Consider the following 16,518-nt stretch of genomic DNA (forward strand, 5'->3'; position numbering starts at 1 on the left):
GTGCGGGAAGGGCACCGTTTTTTATCGGCCGATTATTGCTGTTATGAATGTGCGGCGCGACATGACGGTCCGCGCCGCCCACGCAATGTTGGTCGACTGTTCACCCGGTGTTCACTGAAACCGTCCAGCGGCTTCACCAAGCCGTTTTAAGCTGGAAGCACAGCGCGGAATCATCCGGGGCATCGCCCCGGAACGTGCTGGGAAATCACGATTCAATGCGTGCCTCAACGCATGATCATTGCAGAAGGAACAGTGAACATCATCATGAACAATCACACGTCATTGCGTGCCATGGCCGCCGTCTGCGGCGTCGCGCTGCTGGCATCGCTCGCCGCCTGCGGCGACAACACGGCATCGGGTCCGTCGACGGCGATGGCCGAAGGTACATCGCCGGCCGGAGTCGCATCGTTGAACGGCGAATACGCCGGCGCCGGCGCGTCCTCGCAGCAGACCGCCGTCGAGGCGTGGATCGAAGGGTTCCGCGCCGTCGCGCCGAACGCGACCGTCGCCTACAACCCCTCCGGCTCCGGCGCCGGCGTCAGCGCGTTCCTCAGCGGTTCGACCGCTTGGGCCGGCTCCGACAAGCCGTTGAGCGACGACGAGGTGGCGCAGTCGAAGGGCGTCTGCGCCTCGGGCACCGCCTTCGACGTGCCGGTGTACATCTCGCCGATCGCCGTCGCCTTCAACCTCAAGGGCGTCTCCGACGCCGGCAAGCACGTCAACATGGACGCGGCGACGATCGCCGACGTGTTCGCCGGCAGGATCACCCGCTGGAACGACGAGCGGATCGCCGCGCAGAACCCCGACCTCGAGCTGCCCGACCTCGCGATCACCGTCGTGCACCGCTCCGACAAATCCGGCACGACGCTCAACTTCGTCAGCTATCTCAAGGACGCCGCGCCGCAGCAGTGGGACTACGAATTGTCCGAGAACTGGCCGAACGAGGTCGGCCAGGGCGCCAAAGGCACCTCCGGCGTCGTCTCGACGATCGGTCAGGCGAACGGCACGATCGGCTACGCCGACTTCTCGCAGGTCGGCGACCTCGGCACCGTCGCCGTCAAGGTCGGCGACGCCTACACGCCGATCTCGGCCGAAGCGGGCTCGAAGGTCATCGCCGACTCGCCGGTCGACGAATCCGTCACCGGCGACCACCGCATCGTCGTCACGATCAACCACACGACGAAGGTGGCCGGCGCCTACCCGATCGTGCTTGTCTCCTATGACATCGCCTGCCCGGCCTACAAGGATCCGCAGGACGCGAAGTTCGCGAAGGCATGGCTCGGCTACGTCACCAGCGGGGAAGGACAGCAGGCCGCGCAGTCCGCGGCGGGCGTCGCGCCGCTGCCGGAGGCGCTGACCGGGCGCATCGCCGACTCGATCGGACAGATCAAGGCCGATTGATGACGACGACGCATACGACACCCATGCCCGACGCCGACGCCCGAAGATCGCCGGCCGACGGCGTCGCCGCGGCCAAGGCGGAGAGGAACGTCGCCGCTGCAAAGGCCGACGGACGGACGGCGGACCGCGTCTTCGCGGCCCTCGCCTATGGCAGCGGCCTGCTGATCCTCGCCGTGCTCGCCGCCGTCGCCGTCTTCCTGCTGCTGCGCGCATGGCCGGCGATCGGCGGCCCTCGCGCCGCCGTCGACGCCGTCGTCTCCGGATTCACCGGCGGCCGATTCGACTCGTTCTGGCGGTATGTGCCGCCGCTGCTGTTCGGGTCGGTGCTCGTCGCCGCGCTCGCGCTGCTGCTGGCGTTCTTCGTCTCGATCGGCATCGCCGTCTTCATCGCCCGATACGCGCCGCGCCGGATCGTCGGCGTGCTCAACACGGTCGTCGACCTACTCGCCGCAATCCCGTCGGTCGTCTACGGCCTGTGGGGCGGCCTCGTGCTTGTGCCGGCGATCTACCCGTTCTGGGACTGGGTCGCCGAACACCTCGGCTGGATCCCGCTGTTCGCAGGCCCCGCCGCGAATCCGTCACGCACCGTCGCGACCGTCGCGCTCGTCCTGGCCGTGATGATCCTGCCGATCATCACGTCGATGACGCGCGACGTCTTCCAACAGACGCCGCGGCTCACCGAGGAGGCCGCGCTCGCGCTCGGCGCGACGCAGTGGGAGACGATCAGGCTCGCCGTGCTGCCCTTCGGCAGGTCCGGCATCATCTCGGCGTCGATGCTCGGCCTGGGCCGTGCGCTCGGCGAGACGATGGCCGTGCTGATGATCCTGTCGCCGGGACTCAAATATTCATTCCATCTGCTGCAGGCCTCGCAAAGCCAGACGATCGCCGCGAACATCGCCGCACAGTACCCGGAGGCGAACGGACTGGGCGTCTCGGTGCTCATCGCGACCGGCCTCGTGCTGTTCGCGATCACCTTCGCCGTCAACTACGCCGCCCGCAGACTCACCGGAAAGGCCACCTCATGACGACGCTCGACTGCAACCCCCGAGTGGACACGCAACGGCTCTTCGCCGACCTCGACCTCGACAGTTTCCGCCAGTCGCGCTCGACGGCCAAGGCGCGCCGACGCAAGGACCGTCTGATGCGCGCATTGTTCACGGCGACCTTCGCCGTCGCGCTGATCCCGCTCGTCTCGCTGCTGTGGACGACGATCGCGCATGGCGTACGACGTCTCGACCTGGGATTCCTCACCCACAACATGACCGGCGTCATCGGCGGCAGTCCGACGGCGGCCGGCGGATACGGCGGCGTGCTCCACGCGATCATCGGCACATTGGAGATCACGTTCGGCGCGATGGTCATCTCGATTCCGATCGGCGTCATGTGCGCCGTCTACCTGATCGAATACGCGCGCGGCGGCGCAATGGCGAGGACGATCCGGCTGCTCGTCGACGTCATGAGCGGCATCCCGTCGATTGTCGCCGGCCTGTTCGCGCTGTCGCTGTTCTCGATGATCTTCGGTCCGGGCACCTTCAACGGCCTTGAGGGATCGGTCGCGTTGGCGCTGCTGATGATCCCGACCGTCTGCAGATCGTCGGAGGAGATGCTCAAGGTCGTCCCGCACGATCTGCATGAGGCGGCGCTCGCGCTCGGCGTCACGAAGCAGCGCATGATCACGAAGGTCGTGCTGCGCACCGCGCTGCCCGGCATCGTGTCGGGGTCGATCCTCGCGATCGCGCGCGTCATCGGCGAGACGGCGCCGCTGCTGATGACGGCCGGCTACGTCGTCACGACGAACGTCAATCTCTTCTCCGGGCAGATGACGACATTGCCGGTGTACGTCTACCAGGAATACTCGAAGCTCAGCGCGAACTGTCCGGCGAACGCCGGCGCCGCGTGCGTGCCGACGATCCCGATGGAGCGCGCGTGGTCGGCGGCGCTCGTGCTCATCGGCGTCGTGCTCATCCTCAATCTCATCGGCAGGGTCGTCGCGAAGGTCTTCGCCGTCGACGCCGAACGCTGAAAGGAAACGTCAACGAATATGGGACAGCAAATCGATGTCCGTCATCTCAACGTCTACTACGGCGACTTCCTCGCCGTCGAGGACGTCAACCTGCACATCGCCGCGAATCAGGTGACCGCGTTCATCGGGCCGTCGGGCTGCGGCAAGTCGACGGTGCTGCGTTCGCTCAACCGCATGCACGAGATCACGCCGGGCGCGCACGTGACCGGCGAGGTCCTGCTCGAAGGGCGCAATCTGTATGGAAAGGACGTCGACCCGGTCGCCGTGCGCCGTGACATCGGCATGGTGTTCCAGCGGCCGAACCCGTTCCCGACGATGTCGATCCGGCAGAACGTGCTCGCCGGCGTGCGGCTCAACAACAAGAAGATCGCGAAGTCGGACGCCGACGATCTGGTGGAGTGGGCGTTGCGCGGCGCGAATCTGTGGAACGAGGTCAAGGACCGCCTCGACAAGCCGGGTGTGGGATTGTCGGGCGGCCAGCAGCAAAGGCTGTGCATCGCGCGCGCCGTCGCCGTGCACCCGTCGGTGCTGTTGATGGACGAGCCATGCTCGGCGCTCGACCCGATCTCGACGCTCGCCGTCGAGGACCTGATCAACGAACTCAAACGGGACTATACGATCGTCATCGTCACGCACAACATGCAGCAGGCGGCGCGCGTGGCGGACTACACGGCGTTCTTCAACCTCAAGGCCGTCGGCCAGCCGGGGCATCTCGAGTACTTCGCCGACACGTCGACGATGTTCAACGATCCGCAGAACGAGGAGGCCGAGCGGTACATCTCGGGCCGCTTCGGCTGAGCGGGGAGCACGCGGGAGCATGCGGAAACGGGGGAGCGGAAGGCGTCGGCGATTCCCGGACGTTTCCCGCACGATTCCTCGGTGGGCGAACGCCATGTAACGGAACGGTTTTACATGGCCGTGCTAGCTTGAGGGCTGTCCTGTCTTTCGGGACGGGGCGGCAGTCAAGAGTCCACGAGAAGAATCAGGGTATTACATGGAGAAGTTCTTCCACCTCAAGGAGAGCGGCACGACGGTCGGCAGGGAATGCATGGCCGGTCTGACGACGTTCTTCGCAATGTCCTATATCATCATCGTCAATCCGCAGATCCTGCAGCAGACCGGCATGCCATGGGGCGGCGTCTTCCTCGCGACGATCATCGCCGCGATCATCGGCACGCTCGTCATGGGCCTGTTCGCGAACGTCCCGTACGCGCAGGCGCCGGGCATGGGCCTCAACGCGTTCTTCACCTACACCGTGTGCTTCGGCCTCGGCTTCACCTGGCAGCAGGCGCTGTGCATGGTCTTCCTGTGCGGCCTGATCAACATCCTGATCACCGTCACCAAGGTGCGCAAGATGATCATCAAGGCGATCCCGGAATCGCTGCAGCATGCGATCGGCGGCGGCATCGGCCTGTTCGTCGCCTACGTCGGCCTGCTCAACGTGGCCGCCGTCACGTTCACGCCAAACGACCCGAAGGCAGCCGCGCAGGGCGGCGCCGTCTCCGCCGTGCCGGGCATGGCGACGCTCAACACGCCGACGCTGTGGCTGTTCCTGATCGGTCTGCTGCTCGTCATCGTCTTCACGATCCTCAAGGTCAAGGGAGGCATGCTGCTTGCGATCGTGCTGACCGCCGTCATCGGCATCCCGATGGGACTGACGACGATGAACAACAGCATTTCGATCGGTGACGCCTTCGGTCAGCTTCCGCAGACCTTCGGCGCGCTGTTCTCCCATGAGGGCTTCGGCACATTGTTCTCCGACCCGGCGAAGCTGCCGCTCGTCCTCGTGACGATCTTCGCGTTCTCGATGTCCGACACCTTCGACACGCTCGGCACCTTCATCGGCACCGGCCGCCGCACCGGCATCTTCTCGAAGGCCGACGAAGAATCGCTCGAGAACGGCCACGGCTTCTCGTCGAAGATGGACAAGGCGCTGTTCGCAGATTCGATCGCGACGTCGATCGGCTCGATCTTCGGCACGTCGAACACGACGACCTACGTCGAATCCTCGGCCGGCATCGCCGCGGGCGGCCGCACCGGCCTGACCTCGGTCGTCGTCGCCTGCTGCTTCGCGCTGTCGATCTTCTTCGCGCCGGTCATCTCGGCCGTGCCGAGCGCGGCGACGGCGGGCGTCCTCGTCATCGTCGGCTGCATGATGGCGGCCTCCCTCAAGGAGGTGCGCTGGGACGACATCTCCGAGGCGATCCCGGCGTTCTTCGCGTCGGTGTTCATGGCCTTCGCGTACTCGATCTCCTACGGCATCGCCGCGGGCTTCATCACCTACTGCATCGTCAAGGTCTGCAAGAAGAAGGCGTCCGAGGTCCATCCGATCGTCTGGATCGTCTCCGCGCTGTTCATCCTCGACTTCGCATGCATGGCGATCCTGTAGCGCGATGACCGCGTGAGCCGCGGTCGCGTATGCATCGCGCGGATGCGTACGGCACGCGCGTGTGCGGATGCCGCATGTGCGCGGAATCGCAGCATCGCATACGCGGCTGGACGCGCAGTCGCGCGGACAGGTTCGCACACACAGTCGCACATATGAATTACATACGGCAGGGCCCGCGCCACCGTTGTTCGGTGGCGCGGGCCCTGCCGTATGCGATGCCGTCGATCCGCACGATCATCAGGAATTCTCGCGATGATCGCGACGGCGACTACTTATCGCTCTTCGAGCCGCCGTCCGTCTCCTGGATCTGCTTGGCGAGCGCACGCATCCACTCGTGCAGCGACTTGTACTGCTCGGGCATCTGCTCGGTCACGTCGACGACCGGCACATTGCCGGAATCGGCGGCGGCGACGAGCTGGTCGTTCATCTTGCTCGGCTCCTGCGAATTCGTGATGAGCATGCGCATGTCGCCCTTCTTGAGCAGGTCGGTGAAGGCCTTGATGTCCGCCGGAGTCGGCTCCGACTCGTTCGCCGCCGCCTGCTTGTAGCCCTTCGGCGTCACGTCGGTCAGTCCCATGTCCTCGGCGAGGTACTGCGCGACCGATTCGACGGCCGCGTAGTTCTTGCTGCCCTTGTCCTTCGCGAGTTCCTTGAGGTCCTTGTCGAGCTGCTGCTCCTCTTCGAGCCACGTCTTGTGCAGCTGCTCGAACTGCGCCTTGTGCTCCGGCTGCAGCTTGATGTAGTCCTTCGTGATCGCGTCGGCTGTTTTGATGCGCGCGTTCGCGGAGAACCAGATATGCGGATTGTCGCCGGTCTTGACGCCGCTGGCGTCGGCGGCGTCGACGACGAGCGTCTTCGACGACTGCTGCGCGGCCTTGAGCGCCCAGTCGTCGTATCCGGCGCCGTTGACAATCGCGATCTGCGCGTTCTGGATCTTCGAGATGTCGTTCGTCGTCGGCTCGTAGTCGTGCGCGTCGGTGCCGGTGTTGTTGAGGATGCTCGTCACGTCGACGTATTTGCCGCCGAGGTCCTTCGCGAGCGAACCCCACTGGTTGCTCGACGCGATGACGGTGATGACGGCGCTGCCGTTGCCGCCTTCGCTGTTGGCATTGTCGGCGTTCGCGCCGCCGGTGGTCGAGCAGGCGCTCACGGCGGCGACGGTCATGACGCCGGCGAACGTCGCGATCACGGCGCGCATCAGTTTCTTCATATGGGTCCTCGTTTCTGTTGGTCGGTGTGGTTGCCCTCGGTCGCGCCGGGGCTTTACTTGCCGTCCGCTGTGCCGTTGGCTGCGGCTGGCGTCGGATGACGCTGGTTGCCGCTGGTGCCGGCCGGGACCGGCCGGGGCCAAGACCGCGGAGGCCTATGGCGGACATGGGCGCCGGCGTACATTAACGGCCGGATTGATGGTTGGTTGGTGTCCACTGTAGCATCAATTGAGAATCATTCGCAATAAGGGGTCTGTTCGGTGTGGCGCGCGAACGCGCGCTGGCGAACGCGGGTGGGGTTGTCGGCGTGGTCGATGGGTTGGGCCGGAAACGGGCTGTTTTGCGGGTGGATTCGTCGTGTTGGTCGATGGGTTGGGCCGGAGCGGGTGGGGTTGCCGGCGTGGTCGATGGTTCGGGACGGAGGCGGGCCTGTTTGCGGGCGGGGTTGTCGGCGTGGTCGATGGGATGGGATGATTGCGACACGCCGGAGGGAGGGGCGTGTCGCGAGGGGTCGGTAGATTATCACTCTTGTAAACCACAGACCGTTGGTTGGAAGTCGTTCACGGCTTCACGAAGTTTGGTTCGCCAGGCCAGCGCAGGTTGAGAAACATAGTTCCTTGAGTATTCAAGGATGGATGCTGCTCTGCCTGTGTGCAGGGCTTTTTTATTGCCCGACTTGGTATTCCGCCTCACAATCGACGGCCGACTTAGGAAGGAACGCCATGAAGAGGCCCGAAAAGGAAGTGGTGGTCGCCGAGCTTACGGAAGCTTTCCGTAACGCTGACGCGGTCTACCTGACCGAGTACCGCGGGCTTACCGTTCCGCAGATCTCCGATCTGCGCGAAAAGCTAGGCCGCGATACTTCCTACACTGTGGCTAAGAACACGCTGTTCCGCATCGCCGCCAAGGAAGCGGGCATTGAGGGTCTCGACGAGATGCTCAAGGGCCCGTCCGCGGTTGTCTTCGTTCAGGGAGACTTCATCGAGGCTGCGAAGACGCTGCGTGACTTCGCCAAGACCAACAAGGCCCTCATCGTCAAGGGCGGTTACGCAGACGGAACCGTGTACGACGCCGAGGGTGCCAAGCAGCTCGCAGACCTCAAGTCTCGTCCGGAACTGCTTGCCGAAATGGCCGGCGCGCTCAAGGGCACGATGTCCAAGGCCGCCCGCCTGTTCAACGCGCTGCCGACGAAGGTCGTTCGTACGATCGACGCCCTGCGCGAGAAGCAGGAGAAGGCCGCCTGATCGCCCTGCGGTTCGCCGCATAGCAATCGGTTCGGAAAAACGGAAAACAATAAATTTCAGGTGCGCGGAACACGACCAACAACACTGCGTGCCACGATTGAAAGGAAGCCATAATGGCTAAGTTCACCCAGGATGAGCTCCTCGAAGCTTTCGGTGAAATGACCCTCGTCGAGCTCTCCGAGTTCGTCAAGGCCTTCGAAGAGAAGTTCGACGTCGAAGCCACCGCTCCGGTCGCCGTTGCTGCCGCCGCCGCTCCGGGCGCTGCCCCGGCCGAGGAAGAGAAGGATGAGTTCGACGTCATCCTCTCCGCCGTTGGCGACAAGAAGATCCAGGTCATCAAGGCTGTCCGCGCCATCACCAACCTCGGCCTGGCTGAGGCGAAGGCTCTCGTTGACGGCGCTCCGAAGCCGGTTCTCGAGCACGCCAAGAAGGAAGATGCCGAGAAGGCCAAGGCTCAGCTCGAAGAAGCTGGCGCCACCGTCGAGCTCAAGTGATTCGCGCGGCTTCAAGCCGCACATCACGAACGCTTTGTGGGAATCCCCTGCAGTCCGCGGACTGCAGGGGATTCCTGCGTTCGGGGGATGGTCGGGGATGATGGACTGGAGGGATGGACTGCAGGTCTAACCCGTGGCTGGCTGTAGGCGGGGGTTGGCTGGGCGGGCGGGCAGGCCGGCGGCCTGCCAGATTGCGCGCGGAAGTACCCGCTTGCGGGTGGGCTCATCGGTGGTGTCGATGGTTCGGGACGCAAATGGGTCGGTTTGCGGGTGGGTTCGTCGAGTCGCCCGATGGGTTGGGACGTAGCGGGTGGGGTTGTCGGTGGTGTCGATGGGTCGGGACGCAAACATGGGCAGATGCGGGTGGGATCGTCGAAATGATCGACGGATTGGGACGGAAATGCCGATGCGTATGGGGAATTTCAGCGGCGGGAGTAACGAATCAGGGTGCAAGGCACTGGGGGATGGCGGATTTCGCCTGCTATGACGCCACAAGGCAGTGGCCAATGTCGGCTGACTGCGAAATGTGGATAACCGGGGCGTCCGTACACAGAGGTCATCAAGGCTGGTGCAGGCGCAGACGACATATGTAGCGTGGGTTGGGTCGGGAATCATTACAAGACAAACAAAGGAGTTGGCCCATGCGAGATCACGCCGAAATGAGCCGTCAACTGGATGAAGCCGAACGGGAACGCCGATGCCTGCATCCGTCGGGCGATCCCGTGCGCAAGGCGTTGCTGCGACGAGTACGAACAGGTGAAATCGAAACGCCGATGCCAGGGTTGTTCATTCGCGCTCAATTATGGAGATCGCTCGGTCTGGTCGACCAGTTCAAATATATAGTGCGCGCACTTGCACATTGGCATCCGGATTGGGTCTTTGGCGGCGTGGCTGCGGCATGCATGCATGGATTGTGGATCGAATACCGGGTTGTACGTCAGGCGTTGCATGCGCTTTCGGTCACCGTCATCAGCAAGCCGGAGGGCACCCATTGCAGCAGTACCTATATCGATAGGCGATGTCGTTCGGGAGTACACAGCGTGGTCGTCGACGGCGTTCGGGTGACGTCGCTTGCGCAGACGGTCGCCGAATGCACCGCCTCGATGTCGTTCGTCGACGGCATGACGCTGGCATGCTGCGCACTGCGCAAAGGAATACGCGCGGAGATGATCATGATGTGCGCGGTGGAGAACAGCCTGATGAACGACGTCCTGCGCAAGGTGCTGCAGTATGCGAACGCGAATGCGGAGAACGGAGGGGAGGCGAAGACCCTGGCGGTGTTCATCGAATGCGGATTCGTGCCGCCTGCGCAGCAGGTGGAGTTCGTCGATCCGCAGACGGGGCGCCGATATCGCGTCGATTATCTGTGGCGGACGGCCGACGGCAGGCTCATCGTCGTAGAGCTCGACGGGTTGGTGAAGTATACGGATCCGGCGATGATGCAGGGGCGTACGCTGGCCGGTGCCATCGACGATGAGCGCGAACGAACGGAAGGATTGCTGCGCGCGGGGGTGACGACGGTGATCCGTATCAGGATGGAGGACCTCGCCGATCGCTGGGCGCTGACGCAGAAGCTCGCCGACGCCGGCGTGCCGATGATGCAGCCGGCCGCGTAGGAGTACGGCTGTGCGGACTGGATACGGGTGCTTGCGGGTGGGATTGTCGGCGGGTTCGATGGGGTGGGACGTAAACGGTCCGGTTTGCGGGTGGGGTTGTCGAGCTGGGCGATGGATTGGGACGCTGCGGGTGTGATCATCGGCGTGTTCGATGAATCGGGACGCAAACGGGCTGGTTTGCGGGTGGGGTTGTCGAGTTGGCCGATGGAATGGGACGCTGCGAGTCAGATAGACGGGATGCGGTTGCAGCTCTGTGCGATAATGGTGGCGAGTTGGGCGGGAATCGGGCGATTTGTTGAACTACCGCGTAAAATGTCGTTCAGTATGCGTACTTCTCGGTGAAGCACCGTCGCGCGCGCGGCGCATCGAGCGGACAACGGCGAAAGGAAGGTCCCACGGTGAGCGGAGATCAACGAACGACAACGAAATGGATGATACGTGTTGATGGTTCGAATCTGGCCAGCGTCGAAGCAGGGCAAACCGTGGAAATCGGCCGCAAGCCGCTACGTCCGGTGCCGAGCGGAGGCATGCGCCGCATCGAGATCCTCGACGACACCCGTTCGATGTCGAAGCGGCATGCGGAATTCTCGGTGAAGTCGGACGGCAATGCGATCCTGCGCGACCTCAACTCGACGAACGGCACCTTTCTCGTGCGTCCCGGCGACGAACTCGTGCGTCTGCCTGGCGGCTCCGACTTCGCGATGAACGATGACACGGTGCGTCTGCAGTTCGGCGACGTGCCCGTCGATTTCGTGCGCTTCATCGACGACGATACGACGACGAAGGACGACGATGACGTCGTCAACCTCTTCGACTACGCGCTCGACAACCAGCCGAGCGAACCGGAGGTCGCCGACATGTCGATCGACGACATCCTCAACCTGCGCGCCGGCGAGCCGACCGACATCTTCAACGCCGGTCAGGTGCGCTCGCGCGCGAAGGAGCTGCGTCAGGCGGAACGGCAGACCTTCGCGCCGTTCTCGTCGCCGCTCAATCCGCTCGCCGTGAACGACGCGAACGACGATGACGCGCAGGACGCGGCGCCGCGCGACCTGTTCGCCGACGCGCACGACGTCGCCGCCGGCAAGATCGACGAACCGGCCGCGAAGAAGGAGGAGTTCGTGCCGCGCATGCACGACGGTCCGCGTCACGCCGACCATCGCAACGCCGACAGTCTCGTCAGCGTCTCCGAACTCGCGCAGCAGCATCGTCCGATCCCATCCCTCAACGTCGCGCAGGAGCCGGTCGTCGGCGCGACGCGCGAGCCGATTTCGCCGACCATATCGCCGACGTCGTCCGCAAACGGCGAGCCGTCGATCTCGACGACGATGCGCCCGCAGCAGAACGCCGATGCGTCGGCGCAGAATCCGACGCAGCCGTCGCGTCCGAAGCAGCCGAGCGTGTGGCAGACGTCGATGCATACGGGCGTCGCGATGCAGCCGAAGCCGGCCGAGCAGCAGCCATCCGAGCAGTCCGCACAGCCGGTGCGGCAGCCGATGGCGCAGCCGCAGTACGATGCGGCGGCGCAGTCGTCGCAGCCGGCGATGCAGCAGCCGAATATGCGGCAGCCGATGAACACGCAGTCGCCGCAGCCGGCCGTGCAGTCGGCTGCGGCGCAGCAGCCGCTCGCCAACGTCGAGATGCCACGTGGCGCGTCGCCGTCGCAGCAGCCGATGCAGCCGCAGCCGGCGATGCAGCAGCCGACGTCTTCCGATGCCTTCGCCGAACAGCGCAACGCGCTGCATTTCGACGTCATCGAATCGACGCTGCAGGGACCGGACGCGGCGGCGCATGCGACGGCCGACACGACCGTGCCGATCGAGGTCGCCGCGCCGACCCATCAGACGAACTTCGTCGCCGAAACGACCGAATCGACGGTCGGTCAGACGACAGCGCAGCCGGCCGGGCAGGACGCCGCATCGGCGTCGCCTACCGATGCCGCCGCACAGCGCGAGGACGACGACTACAGCCGCTTCCGCCGTCACGATGACGACGACGAGCAGCCGCTCGATGCGACGCAGACCTTCACGCCGGCGTTCGAGCCGGGATCGGTGTTCGAACGCGTCGCGAACGGCGACTTCGACAAGCCGAAGGAAATCATCGAGGTCGGCGGCTACACCTCCGACGACGCACGCCGTTCCGACGACTTCACCGAACAGTTCGAGATGGCGCGCCATGCGGAGCTGCTGCCGTTCCTCGCGATGAACCCGACGCTGTACGATGACCTGTACGAATGGCTCGCCGCGCAGTCGAACGCGGACATCGACGAGGCGCTGAGCCGCAATCCGGGATATGAGGACTACCGCAAGGCAGTAGGAAAGTGAGCGAGCAGATGACGGACAATTCCACCCAGACGAGCGGTGCGCTCAACGAGTTGCGCCGGTGGCGAGAGGAGTTCAAGGCGAACCTTGTGCCTTCGCCGCTCGAGGACGTGGCGCAGCTGACCGCGCAGGTCGACCTCACGCACGCGCACCCGTCGGGCATCTCCCAGCTGTTCGCCCGCGGCAGCGCGCCGCTGCATTCGCTGTTCCGCGACAGCGGCATGCTGCGCACGGCCGCGCGCCGCGTCGAACGCGTGCTCGACGACCAGGGCGCGAAGCGGCGCATCAGCGGCGTCGCCGAACTGTCGCTCGTCGTCGGCGTGGCCACATGGAAGGGCAACATGATGCCGGTGCTGCTCTACCCGGTCGAGGTGGTGCGCGACGGCAATCCGGTCGAACACCACACGACGATCAGCTTCACCGGCCATGTGCGGCTCAACGCGTCCTTCCTCGCCGCGATGCGCGAACACGGCGTGCGCCTCGATGAACGCCAGCTGTTCGACGGCTCGAACTACGCGTCCGGCACGCCGGAGACGGCCGCCGTCTTCGCCGCGATCTCGAAGGCCGCGCAGCAGGTCTTCCCCGACTTCTTGATCGAGCGTCAGATCATCCTCGGCTGCTTCATGGACCCGTCGACGCAGATCCTCGTCGAAAGCCAGATGATCATCGACCACCTCGCGAAGGGGCCGAGCGGCAATGTCATGCTCGACGCGCTCGCTGGCTACCCGGAGGCGCGCGGATCGCTGAGCAACGAGCAGATGCCCGCCTTCAGCCCGTTCGACGGCGACCCGCATTCCGAATACGAGATCGGCGACGTCGACAACACCGTGCGCTACGCCGCGAACATGGCCGCCGCTGGGCATTCGCTGTTCGTCGACGGCACCGAGGACACCGACACGGCCGAACAGGCCGCGGCGATCGCCTCGCGCTGCATCATGGCTGGTCGTTCCGTGCTGTATGTGCCGTGCGTGACCGATCAGAAGCGTCGTTTCCTGTCGATCATGCGCGCGAACGAACTCGGCGGCCAGGTGCTCGACGTGGCCGACCCGAACGCGAACGCGGCAATCGACCATCAGCTCATCCGCGCCGTCGGATACCAGCAGGGCGTCGCGACGTCGCGCTTCGAACAGCTCGCCGACGAACTCGTCGGCGTGCGCTCAAGGCTGACACGCTACCTCGGCGACCTGCACGGCGTCAACAAGACGTGGGGCGTCTCCGCCTACCAGACGATCCAGAATCTCGCGAGCATCGCCGAACTGCCGACGCATCCGTCGACGCATGTGCGCCTGTCGAAGGAGGTCGCGCAGGCGATCGGCCCGTCACTCGACGACTGGGCGGCCAAGCTCGACCGCGCCGGCGAACTCGGCGAATACACGATCGACGCGAAGGACACCGCGTGGTACAAGGCCTCCCTCTACAGCGAGGACGAGGCGATCGGCGCCTACCAGCGCGTCGTCACGATGCTGCGCACGTTGCTGCCGGCGACACGAGAGCAGGTGACGAACACCGTGAAGACCTGCGGATTCTCGGTGCCGACGACGGCGCAGGAATGGGGACGCCAGGTCACCGTGCTCAAGAACCTGCGGCGCGTACTCGACGTGTTCCAGCCGGAGATCTTCGAACGCGACATCGACCTGATGATCGAGGCGACGAAGCCGAAGCAGGACCGTAAGTCCGACGGCTCGACGATGGGCTTCTGGGAACGCCGCCGTCACGTCAAGGAGGCGAAGAGCCTGCTGCGCGTCGGCGCGCAGGTCGAGAACCTGCACGACGCGCTATGCGTCGTGCAGCGTCAGGCCGAACAGTGGCGCCTGTTCGTGCCGCACGGCGGCTGGCCGGTGCTGCCGCCGAAGCTCGACGACATCATCACGACGCAGGACGAACTCGTCTCCAACATGACGGCGCTTGGCACGGTGCTCGCGACGACGCCCGACGGAGGCGACCTGCAGTCGACCGACTTCAACGCCGTCGAGGAGCGGCTCAAGGCGCTGCTCGACGACCGCAAGGCGCTCGACACATTGCCCGAACGCGCTACGCTCGAACGTGAGCTCGACGCCGCCGGCCTGAGCGAGCTCGTCGAAGACCTGCACAACCGCCACGTGGCCGTCGACGCCGTGTGCGACGAGCTGCGCCTCGCCTGGTGGACGACCGTCTTCGACGACATCGTGCATTCGTCGGCGATCATCTCGAATCAGGACGGCTCGGCGCTGCAGAGCGCCTCCGACCGCTTCGTGCAGGTCGACACCGAGCATGTGCGCTCGGTCGGCCCGATGATCATGCAGGAGTCGATGCACCGGCTGTGCGACCTGCTGTTCGCCCGCACGCAGGAGGCGAACATGCTGCACACGGTGCTCGCCGGCTCGAACGGCATCTCGCTGAGCCGCATCCACCATGACCATCCCGAGATCCTCGCCGCCGCGAAGCCGGTCATCATGAGCACGCCGGCGACGCTCGCGTCGGTCACGAAGCCGACGCCGATCGCCGACGTCGTCATCGTCGACGCGGCCGCGCATCTGCCGTCGATCCTGCTGCTCAACATCCTGTGCCGCGCCCGTCAGGTCGTCGTCCTCGCCCACGAGCAGACGATCACCTCCGACAGCGTGCGCACGCTCGTCTCGCTGCTACCGCACGTCACCGTCGCGCCGCATCCGACTCGCCGCGACCCGCGCGTCAACCGCTTCCTCGAAGCGCAGGGCTACGGCAAGGTCAGCCACGACGTGGCGCGCGACGGCGTGCAGGGGAACCTCGTCTTCCACCAGATCGAAGCGACCGGCGTGCCGATCATGGCAAGCGGCCTCGTCGAAAGCAGCCAGGGCGAGATCGACGAGATCGTCTCCCTCATCACCCGCCGCGCGCAGACCTTCACCGCCGTGCCGGCGAGCTACATCCTGACCGTCGTGTGCATGACGCCGACCTTCCGCACCCGTCTGGGCGCCGAACTCAAGGCGCTCGCGACGCGCAACGAGCCGATGGGACGCTTCCTGCGGCACGTGCGTATCATCGACATCACCGACGTCGCCGGCGCGCACGCGACCGACGTCATCCTGTCGATGAGCTACGCGAAGACGTCGCACGGCCGTCTGCTGCAGCAGTTCGGCGCGCTCGAGAGCGACGGCGGCAGGGGCATGCTGCTCGATGCGCTCGCGCTCGCCGACCACAACATCGACATCGTCAGCGCGTTCAACGCCGACGACCTCGAGGACGACCGTCTGCACCACGCCGGCCCGAAGATGCTCAAGACGCTGCTTGTCTGGGCGCAGCGGCTTGGCAACGAGACGCCGGTCGAGGCGGCCGGTAGGCCCGACGCAGACAATGTGCTGCTCACCGATCTGGCCGCCCGCATCCGCGAGCGCGGTCTCGACGTGGCCGTCGACTACGGCTATGACGGCGGCGTGCGGCTGCCGATGGTCGTCGGTCGCAAGGACAAGCCGTATGCACTCGCCGTGTTCACCGACGACGCCCAGTTCATGGGCATCCAGTCGACGCGCGAGCGCCATCGCATCCTCGAACAGGACACCGAGGGCCTCGGCTGGTCGGTCATGACGATCTGGAGCGTCGCCGCCTTCGTCAATCCGGACAAGGAGGTCGACCGCGTCGTCGCGCAGCTCGACTCGCTGTACCGGGAGTCGCAGCGATGAGCGCCGCCGTCATCCGCGTCTTCGACGGCAGCGGCGACGGCGCCGATGACACGGTCGCCGTCGCCGCTGCCGACGTCACTGCCGTCGATAGCTCTGCCGCCGCCGCTGCCGGCGATGCCTCCGTGGACGCTGCCGGCAATGCCGGCGCGGACGCCGCCGCCGTGGACGATGCGCCCGCCGCGAA

The 16,518-nt window shown here is 65.3% G+C and carries 11 protein-coding genes; 10 read left to right on the top strand and 1 reads right to left on the bottom strand.

Translation table 11 applies throughout. The features are described from left to right. Positions 1-264 precede the first annotated feature (264 nt). The 5 genes from pstS to BcFMB_RS04200 all read left to right on the top strand — a co-directional run bounded on the left by pstS (position 265) and on the right by BcFMB_RS04200 (position 5,813). Positions 265-1,401, top strand: a complete 1,137-nt coding sequence (gene pstS, locus BcFMB_RS04180; RefSeq protein WP_099721721.1) for a phosphate ABC transporter substrate-binding protein PstS — start codon at positions 265-267, stop codon at positions 1,399-1,401. Beyond that, positions 1,401-2,426 carry a phosphate ABC transporter permease subunit PstC gene (gene pstC / locus BcFMB_RS04185; RefSeq protein WP_232513881.1) on the top strand — a complete coding sequence of 342 codons (1,026 nt, stop codon included), beginning with the start codon at positions 1,401-1,403 and terminating at the stop codon, positions 2,424-2,426. The genes pstS and pstC overlap by 1 nt, the downstream gene beginning before the upstream one ends. Further along, positions 2,423-3,424 carry a phosphate ABC transporter permease PstA gene (gene pstA / locus BcFMB_RS04190; protein WP_099721138.1) on the top strand — a complete coding sequence of 334 codons (1,002 nt, stop codon included), beginning with the start codon at positions 2,423-2,425 and terminating at the stop codon, positions 3,422-3,424. Before pstC ends, pstA begins: the two co-directional genes overlap by 4 nt. An 18-nt stretch (positions 3,425-3,442) precedes the next feature. Further along, complete coding sequence (pstB, locus tag BcFMB_RS04195) at positions 3,443-4,222, top strand: phosphate ABC transporter ATP-binding protein PstB (RefSeq protein WP_099721139.1); 780 nt, start codon at positions 3,443-3,445, stop codon at positions 4,220-4,222. Positions 4,223-4,418: 196 nt separating this feature from the next. Continuing rightward, positions 4,419-5,813 carry an NCS2 family permease gene (locus tag BcFMB_RS04200; RefSeq protein ID WP_024541003.1) on the top strand — a complete coding sequence of 465 codons (1,395 nt, stop codon included), beginning with the start codon at positions 4,419-4,421 and terminating at the stop codon, positions 5,811-5,813. Between the two features lie 268 nt (positions 5,814-6,081). Here BcFMB_RS04200 and BcFMB_RS04205 read toward each other — a convergent pair whose 3' ends face one another. Beyond that, positions 6,082-7,023, bottom strand: coding sequence for a metal ABC transporter solute-binding protein, Zn/Mn family (locus BcFMB_RS04205; protein WP_099721140.1), 942 nt, complete (start codon positions 7,021-7,023; stop codon positions 6,082-6,084). Between the two features lie 720 nt (positions 7,024-7,743). On the opposite strand from BcFMB_RS04205, the gene rplJ reads away from it, so the two are divergent. The 5 genes from rplJ (at position 7,744) to BcFMB_RS04240 (ending at position 16,334) form a co-directional block, all read left to right on the top strand. After that, the gene (gene rplJ, locus BcFMB_RS04215; protein WP_024541001.1) at positions 7,744-8,265 is read left to right on the top strand and encodes a 50S ribosomal protein L10; all 522 of its coding nucleotides are present in this window, start codon (positions 7,744-7,746) and stop codon (positions 8,263-8,265) included. A gap of 113 nt (positions 8,266-8,378) precedes the next feature. Further along, positions 8,379-8,759 carry a 50S ribosomal protein L7/L12 gene (rplL, locus tag BcFMB_RS04220; RefSeq protein WP_024541000.1) on the top strand — a complete coding sequence of 127 codons (381 nt, stop codon included), beginning with the start codon at positions 8,379-8,381 and terminating at the stop codon, positions 8,757-8,759. A gap of 641 nt (positions 8,760-9,400) precedes the next feature. After that, a complete protein-coding gene (locus BcFMB_RS09515; protein ID WP_157775089.1) occupies positions 9,401-10,375 on the top strand; it encodes a hypothetical protein in 975 nt (324 codons plus the stop codon). Positions 10,376-10,806: 431 nt separating this feature from the next. After that, the gene (locus tag BcFMB_RS09820) at positions 10,807-12,699 is read left to right on the top strand and encodes an FHA domain-containing protein (RefSeq protein WP_232513882.1); all 1,893 of its coding nucleotides are present in this window, start codon (positions 10,807-10,809) and stop codon (positions 12,697-12,699) included. An 8-nt stretch (positions 12,700-12,707) separates the two neighbouring features. Further along, positions 12,708-16,334 carry a helicase gene (locus BcFMB_RS04240; RefSeq protein ID WP_024540997.1) on the top strand — a complete coding sequence of 1,209 codons (3,627 nt, stop codon included), beginning with the start codon at positions 12,708-12,710 and terminating at the stop codon, positions 16,332-16,334. Positions 16,335-16,518 lie beyond the last annotated feature (184 nt).

This window comes from Bifidobacterium choerinum (assembly GCF_002761235.1).
Taxonomy (GTDB): Bacteria; Actinomycetota; Actinomycetes; order Actinomycetales; family Bifidobacteriaceae; genus Bifidobacterium; species Bifidobacterium choerinum.